This window comes from Streptomyces sp. NPDC031418 (assembly GCF_055581605.1).
Window position 1 is genome coordinate 13,946 of record NZ_JBVIJC010000002.1, and the last position, 15,707, is coordinate 29,652.

10 protein-coding genes are annotated in these 15,707 nt (G+C 72.8%); 7 read left to right on the forward strand and 3 right to left on the reverse strand.

Annotated features, from left to right (window positions below; all coding sequences use genetic code 11):
* The first annotated feature begins 539 nt into the window (after positions 1–539).
* Positions 540–1,676: a glycosyltransferase family 4 protein gene (locus ACZ5CZ_RS02135; protein ID WP_385846502.1), complete on the forward strand. Its 1,137-nt coding sequence runs from the start codon at positions 540–542 to the stop codon at positions 1,674–1,676.
* Positions 1,677–1,683: 7 nt separating this feature from the next.
* Here the strand turns inward: ACZ5CZ_RS02135 and ACZ5CZ_RS02140 are convergent, their stop codons facing one another.
* From ACZ5CZ_RS02140 to ACZ5CZ_RS02150, 3 genes are all read right to left on the reverse strand, one after another.
* Positions 1,684–3,342 carry a PucR family transcriptional regulator gene (locus ACZ5CZ_RS02140; RefSeq protein ID WP_385846503.1) on the reverse strand — a complete coding sequence of 553 codons (1,659 nt, stop codon included), beginning with the start codon at positions 3,340–3,342 and terminating at the stop codon, positions 1,684–1,686.
* A gap of 44 nt (positions 3,343–3,386) precedes the next feature.
* A complete protein-coding gene (locus ACZ5CZ_RS02145) occupies positions 3,387–4,769 on the reverse strand; it encodes an FAD-binding oxidoreductase (protein ID WP_468938422.1) in 1,383 nt (460 codons plus the stop codon).
* Between the two features lie 135 nt (positions 4,770–4,904).
* Positions 4,905–6,707 (reverse strand): glycoside hydrolase family 15 protein, encoded by a 1,803-nt coding sequence (locus ACZ5CZ_RS02150; protein ID WP_468938934.1) that lies wholly within the window; start codon positions 6,705–6,707, stop codon positions 4,905–4,907.
* Positions 6,708–7,278: 571 nt separating this feature from the next.
* On the opposite strand from ACZ5CZ_RS02150, the gene ACZ5CZ_RS02155 reads away from it, so the two are divergent.
* From ACZ5CZ_RS02155 to ACZ5CZ_RS02180, 6 genes are all read left to right on the forward strand, one after another.
* The gene (locus ACZ5CZ_RS02155) at positions 7,279–8,946 is read left to right on the forward strand and encodes a CTP synthase (protein ID WP_385846607.1); all 1,668 of its coding nucleotides are present in this window, start codon (positions 7,279–7,281) and stop codon (positions 8,944–8,946) included.
* An 84-nt stretch (positions 8,947–9,030) separates the two neighbouring features.
* Positions 9,031–9,657 (forward strand): NUDIX domain-containing protein, encoded by a 627-nt coding sequence (locus ACZ5CZ_RS02160; RefSeq protein WP_385846506.1) that lies wholly within the window; start codon positions 9,031–9,033, stop codon positions 9,655–9,657.
* 164 nt (positions 9,658–9,821) lie between these two features.
* On the forward strand, positions 9,822–11,888 hold the full coding sequence (locus tag ACZ5CZ_RS02165; RefSeq protein WP_468938425.1) for a tetratricopeptide repeat protein: 2,067 nt from the start codon (positions 9,822–9,824) through the stop codon (positions 11,886–11,888).
* A gap of 149 nt (positions 11,889–12,037) precedes the next feature.
* On the forward strand, positions 12,038–13,153 hold the full coding sequence (gene ald, locus ACZ5CZ_RS02170) for an alanine dehydrogenase (RefSeq protein ID WP_385846608.1): 1,116 nt from the start codon (positions 12,038–12,040) through the stop codon (positions 13,151–13,153).
* A gap of 426 nt (positions 13,154–13,579) precedes the next feature.
* Positions 13,580–14,713, forward strand: coding sequence for a ParA family protein (locus tag ACZ5CZ_RS02175; protein ID WP_385846508.1), 1,134 nt, complete (start codon positions 13,580–13,582; stop codon positions 14,711–14,713).
* Entirely contained in the window at positions 14,698–15,246 is a 549-nt protein-coding gene (locus ACZ5CZ_RS02180) for a hypothetical protein (RefSeq protein WP_385846509.1), read from the forward strand. The genes ACZ5CZ_RS02175 and ACZ5CZ_RS02180 overlap by 16 nt, the downstream gene beginning before the upstream one ends.
* Positions 15,247–15,707: the final 461 nt, after the last annotated feature.

The window sequence follows — 15,707 nt, forward strand, 5'->3', positions numbered from 1 at the left end:
TCGCCGGGGTAGTGCGTGGTGTCGTACCGGCGCGTGCGGTTGTTCGTGCGCGCCTTTCTTCGTTATGCGCCCCCGGCGTGCGCGGTCGGTCCCCGGCGTGCGCCGCCGCTGACCGGTGGCCGCCTCGCCGTTCGTGTGCCACCGCGGGCGGTCGGCCGCCGGGCTGTTCGGGTGCCGCATCCGGCGTTCGGCCGGGCCGCCGTTCGCGCGCCCCGCCGGATCCGGTCCGGGGGGCCGTGCCCAGGGCTCCGACCTGGGGGGACGCGGTCGTCGCGCGTTCCGTCGTGGCAGGGTTTCCCTCACTCGTGTGGGTGACGTGCTCCGGCGCATTGCCCCGGGCCGCCGCAGAGTGCGCCCTCGCGGGTTTCCCGGAACAGCCGTACGCCCTGGCATGCTTGAGGCAGCACGCCGGACGGGCGACGGGTGCGAACCGACCGCGCGGGAGGCGCGCGGGCTGTGCCCTTCCGCCTCCGTGAGCCCGCTACCTTCTGTACGTTTCCTCGTGTCCCCGCGAGCCCCCGAACCAGGAGCCCGGCCCCGTGACCCCGCTGAGCAGCAACGCACCGCACGGCCAGTCGCCGCTGCGCACCGTGCAGGTGCTCGGCGGAGGCAACGCCGGCAGCAGCGCGCATGTGCGCTCGCTGGCCGAGGGGCTGGTGGCGAGGGGCGTGCGGGTGACGGTGTGCGCCCCCGTCGAGGCCGACCGCCGCTACGACTTCACCGGGACCGGCGCCGCCCATGTGCATGTGCCGCGCAGCAGCGACCCCGCCTCCGTGGCCGCGCTCCGGGCGGCCTGCGCGGACGCCGACCTGGTGCACGCCCACGGGCTGCACGCCTCCTTCCGCGCCGTGCTCGCGCTCAGCCGGCGCGCCACCCCGCTGGTGGTGACCTGGCACAACCGGGCGGAGGCGGAGGGCGCGCGGGCGCATCTGCTGCGGCTGCTGGAGCGCCGGGTGGCGAAGACGGCGGCCGTGGTCCTCGGCACCAGCTCCGACCTGGTGGACCGGGCCCGGCGCACCGGGGCGCGGGACGCCCGGCTCGCCGCCGTCGGCCTGCCCGGACAGCGCCGGCCCGTCACCCATGACGACCCCGACCGGCTGCGGCCCAAGGTGCGCGCCGAACTCGGCGCGGGCGAACGCCCGTTGCTGATCGCGGTCGGCTCCCTCGACCGGCATCGCGGCTACGACGTCCTGCTCGACGCGGCCCGTGCCTGGCGCGGCCTGGACCCGGTGCCGCTGGTCGTCGTCGCGGGGGAGGGGCCGCTGCGCCCCGCGCTGCAACGGCGCATCGAGGAGGAGGAGCTTCCGGTACGGCTCGTCGGCCGTCGCGAGGACGTGCCCGAGCTGCTCGCCGCCGCCGACCTGGCGCTGCTGACCAGCAGTTGGGAGTCACGGTCGGTGCTGGCCCAGGAGGCGCTCCACGCGCGCGTGCCGCTCGTCGCCACCCGGGTCGGCGGCATACCGGACCTGGTCGGCGACGCCGCCGAACTCGTCCCGTACGGCGACGCGGACGCGCTCGCCGCCACCGTCGTACGCCTGCTCGCCGATCCGGCGCGCCGGGAACTGCTCCGGGCGCGGGGCGTACGGCAGGCCGCCACCTGGCCCACCGAGGACGAGACGGTCGCCCAAGTGCTCAGTGTCTACGACGAGTTGACGCGGCCCTGGCCGCTCGCCTGACGGCCTCTCACGGCACGTGGCGGCGGGCGCGCAGGGCGAGGCTCAGGGCCAGGACCGTCTGCGGGTCGTCCAGGTCGGTGCCCAGCAACTCACCGATACGGGCGAGGCGGTTGTAGAGGGTCTGCCGGTTGAGATGGAGTTCGCGGGCCGTCTCCGCCTTGCGGCCCGCGTGCGCCAGATAGGTCTCCAGGGTCGGCAGCAGCGGCGGCTTGGAGCGGTGGTCGTGGTCGCGCAGCGGACCGATCGCCCGGTCCACGAAGGCGGCCAGGTCCGGGTGGTCGCGCAGCCGCCACAGCAACAGGTCGATGTCGAGGCGCCGGGCGTCGTACCAGGGCCGGTCGGTCAGGCCCTGGGCCGCCGTCGCCGTCTCCGCCGCGTGCCGCAGCCCGGCCGAGGCGGCCGCCCAGCCGCCCGCCACCCCGACCACCACGACCGGCGGCGGCGCGCCCGGCCGCTGCATGCCGGCCCGCTCCACGCCCGCCCGCAGCGCCGCCGCCACCCGGTCGGCCACCGCCGGCCGCTCCGGCTCCGAGCGCAGCCCGAGCAGCACCAGCACCCGGCCCTCCACCGGCCGCACCCCCAGCAGCACCGGCACGCCCACCGTGGCCAGCTCCTCGGAGACCGCCCGGGCCAGCACCGCCCAGCCCCCGCCGGGGGACAGCGGATCGCCGACCCGCATGACCACGGGCAGCAGCGGACTGCCGCCGGGCTTGAAGCCGAGCACCCGGGCCTGCGCGGGGGCGTCCTCCGCGGTGATGCGGCCCTCGGCGAGATCGGTGAGGAAGTCACCGCGCCCGCGCGCCGCCAGCTCCTCCTCCTGCCGGGCCTGCATCAGCACCACGGCCAGAATCCCCGCGGCCCGCTCGGCGGCGATCCGGTGCACCGGCGCCAGCGGGGAGCGGACCGGCAGCATCACCAGCCGGGCCCGTACCGAGCCCGCCGTACCGGGGCCGCCGCCGGGCACGTCCACCAGTACCGAACCGGCGGGCGGCGGCGCGTCCTTGTGCGGCCCGCGCAGCCCCTCCCACACCTGGAGCGGATCCGCGCCCTCGGGCCCCTCCCCGGCCGCGTACAGCAGCCGGCCGTCGGGCGTCTCCAGGAACACCGGGTTGCCGCCGAAACCGGCCAGGATGGCCAGCACCTGCGGCACGCCGCCACCGCCCAGCAGCGCCTCGGTACAGCGCCGGTGCACCTCCTCCGCCCGCTGGAGCAGGGCGTAGTGGCCGTTGACGATCTCGGTGTGGATCTCCTCGGTCACCGCCACGAACGGCACCTCGCGGTGCAGCTGGACCAGCGGCAGACCGGCCGCCCGCGCGGTGTCCACCAGCGCGGCCGGCAGCCGGGTGAAGCGCGGGCCCAGCTCCACCACCAGGGCGGCGATCCCGCGCTCGGCCAGCGTGCGCACGAACGCCCGCTGCTCGGCCGGGCGGGTGCCGAGGCCGTAGCCCGTGGTGAGCAGCAGTTCGCCGCCCTTGAGCAGCGAGGCGATGTTCGGCACCTCGCCCGCGTGCACCCAGCGCACGGTACGGCCCAGCCGGTCGGCGCCCGCCACGATCTCCGGCAGCCCACTGCGCAGCCCGGGCAGCTCCAGCGCCCGCTGCACGGTGATCCCGGCGCCCTGCGTGGCGGGTCTGCGCTCCGTACCGTTGTCCGTACCGCTGTTCATGCAGCGGACGCTACCTGCGAAAACGCCCTCGGGACAGCTGCGGGTCAGACCGGTTGCACGTTGTGGTTGAAGCGGAAGACGTTGTCGGGGTCGTACCGCCGTTTCACCTTCTCCAGCCGCAGCGCGTTCCCCGCGCCCAGACCCGCCCGGACCCGGTCCGGGCCCTCGTCGCCGATGAGGTTGAGGGGGACGGCCCCCGTGCTCCAGGGGCGTACACCGGCGCGCGCCGCCCGCACCCAGGCCGTCGTCCGCTCGTCGTCGGCCGGGTCCGCCCAGTTGCCGAACGGGTGCACCACCCAGGGCGCGTCCCGGTACGGCACCGGGTACTCCCGGGGTCCGGCGGCGACCGCTCCGCCCTGCGGGAACAGGATGTACTGGCTGCCGGTCGGCACCGGCATGCTCTCGGCGTGGGCGCAGAAGACGTCCACCAGCTCGTCGGGCAGACCGCTCAGACACTCCGCCGACCAGTGGTTGCGCAGCCCCGGCGGCTCGTCCAGCAGGCACTGCACATCGGCGTACGGCACGGCGCCCACGATCTCCGCCACGTGCGGCAGCGCCAGCAGCGGACCGGCGAGCCGGCGCAGCCCGGCCGCACCGCCCGCGTACGTCAGCAGACAGCCGCACAGCAGCCTGCCCACCAGCTCCGGCGGGACGAACCGGGCCGGCGGGCCGGTTGTGTACAGCACGGCACCGCCCGCCTCGTTCGGGGCGGTGCGGATCACCTCGCGGAAGGCGCGGACCAGCTCCGGGCCGAACCGGGGCAGGCAGAGCAGCAGCGCGATCCGGAACTCCGGCAGTTCGTGCAGCTCCAAGGTGAGCGCGGTGGCGATGCCGAAGTTGCCCCCGCCGCCGTGCAGCGCCCAGAACAGCTCGGGGTTCTCGTCCGCGTTGGCGTGCACCCGCTCGGCGTCGGCGGTCACCAGCTCCACCCCGATGAGGTTGTCGGCGGCGAGACCGAAGGCGCGGTCCAGCCAGCCGGTGCCGCCGCCGAGGACATGGCCGCCGACCCCGACGCCGGAGGCCCGGCCGCCGGTGGTCGCGAGCCCGTACGGCTGGGTGGCCCGGTCCAGCCGGCCCACCGTGGCCCCGCCCTCGATCCGCACCGCCTCGGCCGCCGGGTCGACGGTCACGGCGTGCATCCGGCGCAGGTCCACCACGAGCGCGTTGTCGGCCACGGCCGGGCCGGCCACGCCGTGCCCGCCGCCGCGCACCGCGATGTGCAGATCCAGGTCCCGGGCGAAGCGCACGGCGCGGACCACGTCGCCCGCGTGCGCGCACCGGGCGATCACGGCCGGACGCCGGTCGATCAGCGCGTTGAAGACGGTCCGGGCGCCGTCGTAGCCCGGGTCCCCCGGGGCGAACACCTCGCCGGCGAGATCCTCGCGCAGCGCGGCGAGAGCGGTCTGCGCCGTGGAGAAGGAAGCCATGGCCGCCCCCTTCCGTGCCAGGGGCTGCTGTCGGCTTCCAGCCTAGGCACGGAAGGGTGGGAGCCGGGACGGCTCCCACGGGGGCGGGGGGACGGCTCCCGCGGGGGCGGGGGGACGGCTCCCGCGGGGGCGGGGTCAGCCGCCGTACGCCCCGGACGCCGTCAGCCGCAGGGCCGTGTCGATCAGCGGCACGTGGCTGAAGGCCTGCGGGAAGTTGCCGACCTGGCGCTGGAGACGCGGGTCCCACTCCTCGGCGAGCAGGCCCAGGTCGTTGCGGAGCGCGAGGAGCTTCTCGAACAGCCTGCGGGCCTCGTCCACCCGGCCGATCATCGCCAGGTCGTCCGCCATCCAGAACGAGCAGGCCAGGAAGGCGCCCTCGTCGCCGGGCAGACCGTCGACGCCCGCCGTGTCACCCTCGGTCGGGTACCGCAGGATGAACCCGTCCGGGGTGGACAGCTCGCGCTGGATCGCCTCGATGGTGCCGATGACCCGCTTGTCGTCCGGCGGCAGAAAACCCATCTGGGGGATGAGCAGCAGCGAGGCGTCCAGCTCCTGGGAGCCGTAGGACTGGGTGAAGGTGTTGCGCTCCTTGTCGTAGCCCTTCTCGCAGACGTCCCGGTGGATGTCGTCGCGCAGTTCCTTCCAGCGCTCCAGCGGGCCGTCCGCGTCCCCGGACTCGATCAGCTTGATGGTGCGGTCCACCGCGACCCAGGCCATCACCTTGGAGTGCACGAAGTGCCGGCGCGGGCCGCGCACCTCCCAGATGCCCTCGTCCGGCTCCTGCCAGTGGTCCTCCAGGTAGCGGATCAGCTTCAGCTGGAGCAGGGACGCGTAGTCGTTGCGGGCGAGACCCGTCATGTGCGCCAGGTGCAGCGCCTCGGTGACCTCGCCGTACACGTCCAGCTGGAGCTGGTGCGCCGCGCCGTTGCCGACCCGGACCGGGGCGGAGTTCTCGTAACCGGGCAGCCAGTCCAGCTCGGCCTCGCCCAGCTCGCGCTCGCCCGCGATGCCGTACATGATCTGGAGGTTCTCCGGGTCGCCCGCGACCGCGCGCAGCAGCCACTCGCGCCAGGCGCGCGCCTCCTCGCGGTAGCCGGTGCGCAGCAGCGAGGACAGCGTGATCGCCGCGTCGCGCAGCCAGGTGTAGCGGTAGTCCCAGTTGCGGACGCCGCCGATGTCCTCGGGCAGCGAGGTGGTGGGGGCCGCGACGATGCCGCCGGTCGGGGCGTACGTCAGGGCCTTCAGCGTGATCAGCGAGCGGACCACCGCCTCGTGGTACGGGCCGTGGTACGTACAGTGCTCCACCCACTCCCGCCAGAAGTCCTCCGTCGCCTCCAGCGACTGCTCGGGCTCCGGCAGCGGCGGCGGCTCCTTGTGCGAGGGCTGCCACGAGATGGTGAACGCGATCCGGTCACCCGGGGCGACCGTGAAGTCGGCGTAGGTCGTCAGCGCCTTGCCGTAGGTCTCGGCCTCCGTGTCGAACCACACCGAGTCGGGACCGGCCACCGCGACCGTGCGTCCGTCGTGCTTGTGCACCCACGGCACCACCCGGCCGTAGGAGAACCGCATGCGCAGCACCGAGCGCATGGGCACCCGGCCGGTGACCCCCTCGACGATCCGGATCAGCTGCGGCGCGCCGTCACGCGGGGGCATGAAATCGGTCACCCGGACCGTGCCGCGCGGGGTGTCCCACTCGGATTCCAGGATCAGCGAGTCGCCGCGATAGCTGCGCCGGACGGCCGAGGGCGGTTCGGCGTCGGCGGCGTGCGCCGGGCCGAGCCGCCAGAAGCCGTGCTCCTCGGTGCCCAGCAGGCCGGCGAAGATGGCATGCGAGTCGAAGCGGGGCAGGCACAGCCAGTCCACCGTGCCGTCCCGGCAGACCAGTGCCGCGGTCTGCATGTCTCCGATGAGTGCGTAGTCTTCGATGCGCCCGGCCACGTGCAACTCCAGTCGAACGGCCACGTCACACCCCCGCGCAGGGGGCTGTCGCTAGTGCGGTCAAGGGTTCGTTGTTGTGCGTCGTTGAGCGGTGAAGCAAAGCAGCCCGCCGAGCCCTGAGGCAACACGACAGTCTTAGCTCAACGAACTGCCGCGCTCTCGTTGTTCCGGTTGATGCTGGCGGGGGTGTGCCGTCGTTCCGGCCGGGCTCGGCAGCGAGTGTCCGAGCAGGATACGACGCACGTAGATGATCTGCGTGCCGCTCCGGACAACCCGTGTGGGCCGAATGAGTGACCAACGGGTGATGACCGTGTGACAGGCGCGAGCCTGTGGTGACACGTGTGGCGTGTGACGAACGAGGGTCGCAGGTGACGGCCCCGGCCTGACCACCCCGTGCCCGCCCGGCTGCGGAGCGTGGCCGGAAGCCATCTCCTCCAGGCGCTGATACCCTGGTAGCCCGTGGACCGGTGGGACTGAAACCCCCGAACCGCAGCGACGGCGCCCCCGGAAATCTCCGGACCGGAAGCCGCACCGCACGACAGATAGCGACCACGGGAGCCCCCTCTTGGCCATGCCGCCCGCTGCTTTTCGAAACAGCACAGCCACGACGACCAAGCACATCTTCGTCACCGGGGGTGTCGCCTCCTCGCTCGGCAAGGGTCTGACGGCCTCCAGCCTGGGCATGCTGCTCAAGGCACGGGGTCTGCGCGTGGTGATGCAGAAGCTCGACCCGTACCTGAACGTCGACCCGGGCACGATGAACCCGTTCCAGCACGGTGAGGTGTTCGTCACCAACGACGGCGCCGAGACCGACCTGGACATCGGTCACTACGAGCGGTTCCTCGACCGTGACCTGGACGGTTCGGCGAACGTCACCACCGGTCAGGTGTACTCCACCGTGATCGCCAAGGAGCGCCGGGGCGAGTACCTGGGCGACACGGTGCAGGTGATCCCGCACATCACCAACGAGATCAAGCACCGCATCCGGCGGATGGCCACCGACGAGGTCGACGTGGTCATCACCGAGGTCGGCGGCACGGTCGGCGACATCGAGTCGCTGCCGTTCCTGGAGACCGTCCGCCAGGTCCGGCACGAGGTCGGCCGGGACAACGTCTTCGTCGTGCACATCTCGCTGCTGCCCTACATCGGTCCCTCGGGCGAGCTGAAGACCAAGCCGACCCAGCACTCGGTGGCGGCGCTGCGCAACATCGGTATCCAGCCGGACGCGATCGTGCTGCGCTGCGACCGCGAGGTCCCGACCGCGATCAAGCGGAAGATCTCGCTGATGTGCGACGTGGACGAGGCGGCCGTGGTGGCCTGCCCGGACGCCCGCTCCATCTACGACATTCCCAAGGTCGTGCACGCCGAGGGCCTGGACGCCTACGTGGTGCGCAAGCTCGACCTGCCGTTCCGTGACGTGGACTGGACGACCTGGGACGACCTGCTGGACCGGGTCCACAACCCCGACCACGAGATCACCCTCGCCCTCGTCGGCAAGTACATCGACCTGCCCGACGCCTACCTGTCGGTGACCGAGGCGCTGCGCGCCGGCGGCTTCGCCAACCGTGCCCGGGTCAAGATCAAGTGGGTGACCTCCGACGACTGCAAGACCCCGGCCGGCGCGAAGGCGCAGCTGGCGGACGTCGACGGCATCTGCATCCCGGGCGGCTTCGGCGACCGCGGTGTGCTCGGCAAGGTCGGCGCCATCCGCTACGCCCGGGAGAACAAGATCCCGCTGCTGGGCCTGTGCCTGGGCCTCCAGTGCATCGTGATCGAGGCGGCGCGCAACCTGGCGGGTATCGCGGACGCGAACTCCACCGAGTTCGACCCCGCCACCGCGCACCCGGTGATCTCCACGATGGCCGAGCAGCTGGACATCGTCGCCGGTGAGGGCGACATGGGCGGCACCATGCGGCTGGGCATGTACCCGGCGAAGCTGGCCGAGGGCTCGATCGTGCGCGAGGTGTACGACGGCAAGGAGTACATCGAGGAGCGCCACCGCCACCGCTACGAGGTGAACAACGCCTACCGCGCGGAGCTGGAGAAGAAGGCCGGCATCCAGTTCTCGGGCACCTCCCCGGACGGCAAGCTGGTGGAGTACGTGGAGTACCCGCGTGAGGTCCACCCCTACCTGGTCGCGACCCAGGCCCACCCCGAGCTGCGCTCGCGGCCGACCCGCCCGCACCCGCTCTTCGCCGGCCTGGTGAAGGCCGCGGTCGAGCGGAAGACGTCGAAGTAACACATCAGTTGTACGGTGGCCGGGGTGCGTACCTCTCAGTAGGGAGCACCCCGGCTTTCGTATGTGCACGTGGGAGGACAGGGCATGACGATCAAGGACACCCCGGAGGAGTGGGAGACCCGGAACACGGAGACCCCCTTCGTGGGCAACAAGACCTCGGTCCGGACGGACGAGGTGGTCATGCCCGACGGCTCGGTGGTCCGCCGCGACTACCAGGTCCACCCGGGCTCGGTGGCCGTGCTCGCCCTGGACGAGGAGGACCGGGTGCTGCTGATCAAGCAGTACCGCCACCCGGTGCGGCAGAAGCTGTGGGAGATCCCGGCCGGGCTGCTCGACGTGCCCGGCGAGAACCCGCTGCACGCCGCGCAGCGCGAGCTGTACGAGGAGGCGCACGCCAAGGCCGAGGACTGGCGGGTGCTGACCGACGTGTACACCACCCCGGGCGGCTGCGACGAGGCCGTACGGATCTTCCTCGCCCGTGACCTGTCCGAGGCCGACGGCGAGCGCTTCGCGACGGAGCACGAGGAGACCGACATGGAGCACGCGCGCGTGCCGGTCGACGAGCTGGTGCGCCGGGTCCTCGCCGGTGATGTGCACAACAACTGCCTCGTCGTCGGCGTCCTCTCCCTGGCGGCCGCCCGCGCCGGTGACGGCCTGGACGCGCTGCGCCCGGCCGACGCCCCCTGGCCCGCCCGCCCCTTCACGGCCTGAGCCCTCACCCGCCCGGCGCACGTGTATGACCATCGCCTGATCCGATCGGGCGATGTGTCCGCTGTGCTCCTCAGGGAACGTCGCAGAGCGTGAACTAGGCTCTGGAAAGCCCGTAGCGGAAGATCCGGCGGGCTTGCGCGTGCGGTGGGACGGGAGTGTGGCCCGTGACGGATCAGGTGGTGGACACAGGCGACGTACGGCTGTCGGCGTCCGGGGCCGCGGAGGGTCATTTCCTGGGCCGGACACGGGAGTTGAAGGAGCTGCGCGCCGACATCGAGCGCGCGGGCCTGGACACCCTGTCCGGCCGCAAGGCGCCCCGCGCACGGGTGCTGCTCATCGCGGGCCGGCCCGGCTCCGGCCGGACCGCCCTCGCCGGGGAACTCGTCCGGCAGGTCGCCGGCCGCTACCCGGACGGGGTGCTGCGGGCCCGGCTCAGCGAGCCCGACGGCACCCCGGTGCCGGTCGAGCGTGCCGCCCGCGACCTGCTCGCCGCGCTGGACGTGCCGGCCCCCGCCGGAGCCGCCGAGGACGAGCTGACCGCGGCGCTGCGCACCGCGCTGACCGGCCGGCGGGTCCTGCTCCTGCTGGACGACGCGGCCGGCGCCGACCAGGTCGACGCCCTGCTCCCGGACGCCCCCGACTGCCTGGTGGTGGCCGTCTCCAGCGGCCCGCTCACCGGCATCGCCGACGTCCGCCCGTGCACCCTGGGCGGGCTGGACACCAAGTCCGCGGTGGAACTGCTCACCCGCTTCACCGGCTCCGTCCGGATCACCGTCGACCCGCGCTCGGCGGAGAGCCTGGCCGAGGCCTGCCACGGCCACCCGGCCGCCCTCGTCCTGGCCGGCGGCTGGCTCGCCGCCCGCCCCCAGGCCGCCGTCTCCGACCTCGCCAAGCGGCTGCACGCGGACACCGAGGCGGGGGCCGACGGCACCCCGCTGGCCCGTGTCTTCCGTCTGGTGCACGACGAGCTGCCCGGCCCGGCCGCCCGGATACTGCGCCTGCTCTCCCTCGCCCCGGCCGGCCTGGTCGACCCGCACACCGCCGCCGCGCTGGCCGGCTGCTCGGTCGAGGCCGCGCACGCCACCCTGGACGACTTCGTCGGCCTCGGCCTGCTGCACGCCGTGGACTCCCCACTGCCCCAGTACGGCATCCCGGGCTGTCTCCACCCCCTGCTGCGCGCCCTCGCCGGCAGCCGGGAACGCCCGGCGGAGCTCCAGCTGGCCCGGGCCCGGATGCTGGAGCGGACGGTACGGCTGCTCCAGTCCTGCCGGGCGATCACCGAGACGGACAGCCCGCAGTTCCGCGAGAAGCTGCTGGCCATGCAGCCGGCGGTGCGCTTCCCGACCCCCCGCGCGGCCGCCGAATGGCTGCGGGTGCGCCGCCCGGCCCTGCTGGCCTCCGCGCGCCTCGCGGTGGCCGACGGCGAGCTGGACACCCTCGCCCGACGGCTGCTGTCGCAGCTGGTCAGGGCCTTGGTGGCGCATGTCGGCACGCAGGCCGCCGCGCCCGACCTGTACGGCGTCCACGGCCTCGTCCTCGATGTCGCCGAGCGGCGCGGACTGGCCCGGGAGAAGGCCGCGGCCCTGCTGAACCTGGGCGATCTGGACGCGCAGACCGGCCGTACCCGGGAGGCGCTGGCCCGCTACCGGTCCGCCCTGGACGCCGGACGGCAGGCGAACGACCCGTACGCCACCGGCCGCGCGATGGAATCCGTAGGCGGCGCCCATCTGGAGCTGGGGGACTACGACCGGGCCGCCGACTGGTTCGGGCGCGCGCTGTCCGACCGGCTGGCCCGGGGCGAGCGCGCGGAGGCCGCCCGGCTGTACGGCCGGATCGCCACCGCGCACACCTACGCGGGCCGGTACGGCGAGGCCGTACGGAACTGGCGGGCGGCCGCCGCGGGCTACCGCAAGAGCGGCGATGTCGCCGCCCACGCGCGGGCGTTGAGCGAGATCGCCCGGGTCCAGGAGTACGCGGGACGGCCCGAGGAGTCGCTGCGCACCTGCCAGGAGGCGGTGGAATGGGCCCGGCAGGCGGAGGACGTCCGGTTGCAGGCCGCGCTCCAGCTGCGGCTGGCCGCCGTCCTGGAGCACCTCGGCGACCCCGCGGCCGCCCGACTGCACCGCGCGGCGGCCGAGCGCATGCTGGAGGAGGAGGCGCCGGAAACGGGTGAACCCCTGGATCAGGACGGAATCGCCTGCGAAATCCGCAGTCCATCCAGTGAAGATTGATGCAATGAAAGGCTAGACAGCCAGAACACCTTCATTAAACTGGCTCTGCCGCACGTTCTCCTGCGGTGTCTCCCGGTGTGCCCCCGCATGCCTGGGTATGTCATGCAATGACACCCCCCATACCCTCTGAGCCAAGGACCGTGATCGACGTGAAGGTCGGCATCCCCCGCGAGGTCAAGAACAACGAGTTCCGGGTGGCCATCACCCCCGCCGGTGTGCACGAGCTGGTGCGCAACGGTCACCAGGTCGTCATCGAGCGGGGCGCCGGCCTCGGCTCCTCGATCACGGACCAGGAGTACGTCTCCGCCGGCGCCGCGATCCTCGACACCGCCGACGAGGTCTGGGCCGCCGCCGACCTGCTGCTGAAGGTCAAGGAGCCCATCGCCGAGGAGTACCACCGCCTCCGCAAGGACCAGATCCTCTTCACCTACCTGCACCTGGCCGCCTCCAAGGAGTGCACGGACGCGCTGCTGGCGTCCGGCACCACCGCGATCGCCTACGAGACCGTCGAGCTGCCGAGCCGCGCGCTGCCGCTGCTCGCCCCGATGTCCGAGGTCGCGGGCCGGCTGGCCCCGCAGGTCGGCGCCTACCACCTGATGCGCGCGGCCGGCGGCCGTGGCGTGCTGCCCGGCGGTGTCCCGGGCGTGACCCCGGCCAAGGCCGTGGTCATCGGCGGCGGTGTCTCCGGCTGGAACGCCACCCAGGTCGCCGTCGGCATGGGCTTCGACGTCACCCTGCTCGACCGTGACATCAACAAGCTGCGCGAGGCCGACAAGATCTTCGGTACGAAGGTCAAGGCGATCATGTCCAACTCCTTCGAGCTGGAGAAGGCCGTCCTCGAGGCCGACCTCGTCATCGGCGCGGTCCTCATCCCGGGCGCCAAGGCCCCGAAGCTGGTCACCAACGAGCTGGTGGCCCGCATGAAGCCGGGAAGTGTCCTTGTCGACATCGCGATCGACCAGGGCGGCTGCTTCGAGGACTCCCGTCCCACCACGCACGCCGAGCCGACCTTCCAGGTCCACAACTCGGTCTTCTACTGCGTCGCCAACATGCCGGGCGCCGTGCCGAACACCTCCACCAACGCCCTCACCAACGCGACGCTGCCGTACATCGTCTCGCTCGCCAACAACGGCTGGGTGGAGGCGCTGCGCCGCGACGCCGCGCTCGCCAAGGGTCTCAACACCCATGACGGCAAGGTCGTTTACAAGGAGGTCGCCGAGGCCCACGGCCTGGAGCACGTCGAGCTGGAGACGCTGCTCGGCTGACCCGGTCGACCACCGCCCTGACCTGGTGAGTCGCTAAGTCACCAGCAGGCAAAAGGCGATTCGTCAACACGTCTCGTCAACCGCGCGCATCCGGCCGGACCTTGCCCGACAAGGTCCGGCCGGATGTGTGTATGGTCACTTTGCGACTCTCGGTCAACTCGCCTCGAACGTAACCCTTCGACCGATTCGCACACCGGTGAAACCTGCTGTGCGACGGCCGTACGCCCTTGACAGCGGGATGTTTCATTGCCGACACATCCGGCCGGGTCCGGCGGATTGTGTTGCTGCGGACCGCCGACACGCCATAGAGTCGCCAACCGTCGGCATGGTGCCACGCTGACCTTGTCTAGAAGTTTCCTGGTCACCAAGGAGGTAAGACGACTTGTGAATGAGTCGACATTTTCTCCCGGGGGTGGTCAACCAGGAATGCCTGCACGGGGCCAGGGCCCCGCGGGATTCGAGGCTGTCGGCTCCGTCGCTGTGCGCACCTTCGCAGCCCACCAGAGTCCGGGAACCCAGACCGCCCGGACAGCACACCAGAGCATGGATGGCCATCACGTGAACGCCATGGCCGGCGACGGAAGTGGCGCGCCCCACAACCACTTCGCCGACTACGACGAACTGCCCGAGGGGCACTTCTACGACCCCGACGCCGAGTACGAGCCCGATCCGGAGTACGCGGCCACGCTCGCGCCCGACGCGGCCCGCCAGCGCCGCGAGCGCATCGGCCCGACCGGGCGCCCGCTGCCGTACTTCCCGATCCCGGGCCCGCTGACCGACCACGGACCCGCGAAGATCATCGCGATGTGCAACCAGAAGGGCGGCGTCGGCAAGACGACGTCGACCATCAACCTGGGTGCCGCGCTCGCGGAGTACGGCCGGCGCGTGCTGCTCGTGGACTTCGACCCGCAGGGCGCGCTGTCGGTGGGTCTCGGTGTCAACCCCATGGAACTCGACCTGACGGTCTACAACCTGCTCATGGAGCGGGGCATGTCCGCGGACGAGGTCCTGCTGAAGACCGCGGTCCCCAACATGGACCTGCTGCCCTCCAACATCGACCTGTCGGCCGCCGAGGTCCAGCTGGTCTCCGAGGTCGCGCGCGAGTCCACGCTCCAGCGCGCCCTGAAGCCGCTGCTGCCGGACTACGACTACATCGTGATCGACTGTCAGCCCTCGCTCGGCCTGCTCACGGTCAACGCGCTGACGGCCGCCCACAAGGTCATCGTGCCGCTCGAGTGCGAGTTCTTCGCGCTGCGCGGTGTCGCGTTGCTGACCGAGACCATCGAGAAGGTCCAGGAGCGGCTCAACCCCGAGCTGGAACTGGACGGCATCCTCGCCACGATGTACGACTCGCGCACGGTCCACAGCCGTGAGGTGCTGGCCCGCGTGGTCGAGGCGTTCGACGACCACGTCTACCACACGGTCATCGGGCGCACGGTCCGCTTCCCGGAGACCACGGTCGCCGGTGAGCCGATCACCACCTACGCCTCCAACTCCGTCGGTGCCGCCGCCTACCGCCAGCTCGCCAGGGAGGTGCTCGCCCGGTGTCACGCCGAGTGAGTCTGCCGGGGGCCGACGAACTCTTCCGTACCACAGGGGGGATGGCGCTCCAGCCGTCGGCTCCACGGCGCTCGGCCGGTGAGGCCCGGGTGCCGGCTCCCGCCGGGGAGAGCGACGACATGGCCGGCGCCGAGGACGTACCGCCGTCGGTGCCCGTGCAGGGTGGCGACGGAGAGGGCGCGGAGCATGTCGCCGCGGAGGCCGGGCCGGACGGGACCGGCGAGTCCCGCACCCGGCCGGCGCGCCGGCAGTCGGCGCAGGAAGGTTCAGCCGCCGCCGCGCCGCAGCGCAAGCGGGGCCGGGCGGCGGCCCGCCGGCCCAGCGGACGGGAACGGCACGACGAGAAGATCACCGTGTATGTCTCCGCCGAGGAGCTGATGGATCTGGAGCACGCCCGGCTCGTGCTCCGCGGCGAGCACGGGCTCGCCGTCGACCGCGGGCGGATCGTCCGCGAGGCGGTGGCCGTGGTCCTGGCCGACCTGGAGTCCCGTGGGGACGCGAGCATCCTCGTACGCCGGCTGCGGGGGCGGTAGGGGTAGCCTGCGAGGGCTATGACCTCGAACGACGCTCCCGCCCCCGGCCCCGGCGCCGGCCGCAGACGCGCGCTGGGGCGTGGGCCGGGGGGTCGAGCCGTACCCGGTGACCCACCGGCCGAGACTCCCGAGGCCACAGCCCCCGAAGAGCCGGTCCGGCCCGAGGAGCCGGTTGCGCCCGGGTGGCCGACGTCGCCCGAAGAAGCGGTCGCGCCCGGAGCGCCGACCGTGCCCGGGGAAGCCGCCGCGCCGAAGAGGTCGGCCGTATCTGGAGAAACCGCCGGGCGGGGGGAGGCGGCCGCGGCCGGAGAGCTGGTCCTGCCGGAGGAGCCGGTTGTGCCGGGGCGGTCGACGGCGCCCGAGGAAGCGGTCGCGCCCGGTGTGCCGGTGGCGTCTGGTGAAGCCGCCGCGCCGGAGGGGTCGGCCGCGGCCGGAGAGCTGGTCCTGCCGGAGGAGCCGGT

Excerpts from the sequence above, each read along its gene's own strand:
- ACZ5CZ_RS02140 (WP_385846503.1), bottom strand. The coding sequence starts at position 3,342 with ATGAACAGCGGTACGGACAACGGTACGGAGCGCAGACCCGCCACGCAG.
- ACZ5CZ_RS02175 (WP_385846508.1), top strand. The coding sequence starts at position 13,580 with ATGCCTGCACGGGGCCAGGGCCCCGCGGGATTCGAGGCTGTCGGCTCC.
- ACZ5CZ_RS02160 (WP_385846506.1), top strand. The coding sequence starts at position 9,031 with ATGACGATCAAGGACACCCCGGAGGAGTGGGAGACCCGGAACACGGAG.
- ACZ5CZ_RS02145 (WP_468938422.1), bottom strand. The coding sequence starts at position 4,769 with ATGGCTTCCTTCTCCACGGCGCAGACCGCTCTCGCCGCGCTGCGCGAG.
- ACZ5CZ_RS02155 (WP_385846607.1), top strand. The coding sequence starts at position 7,279 with ATGCCGCCCGCTGCTTTTCGAAACAGCACAGCCACGACGACCAAGCAC.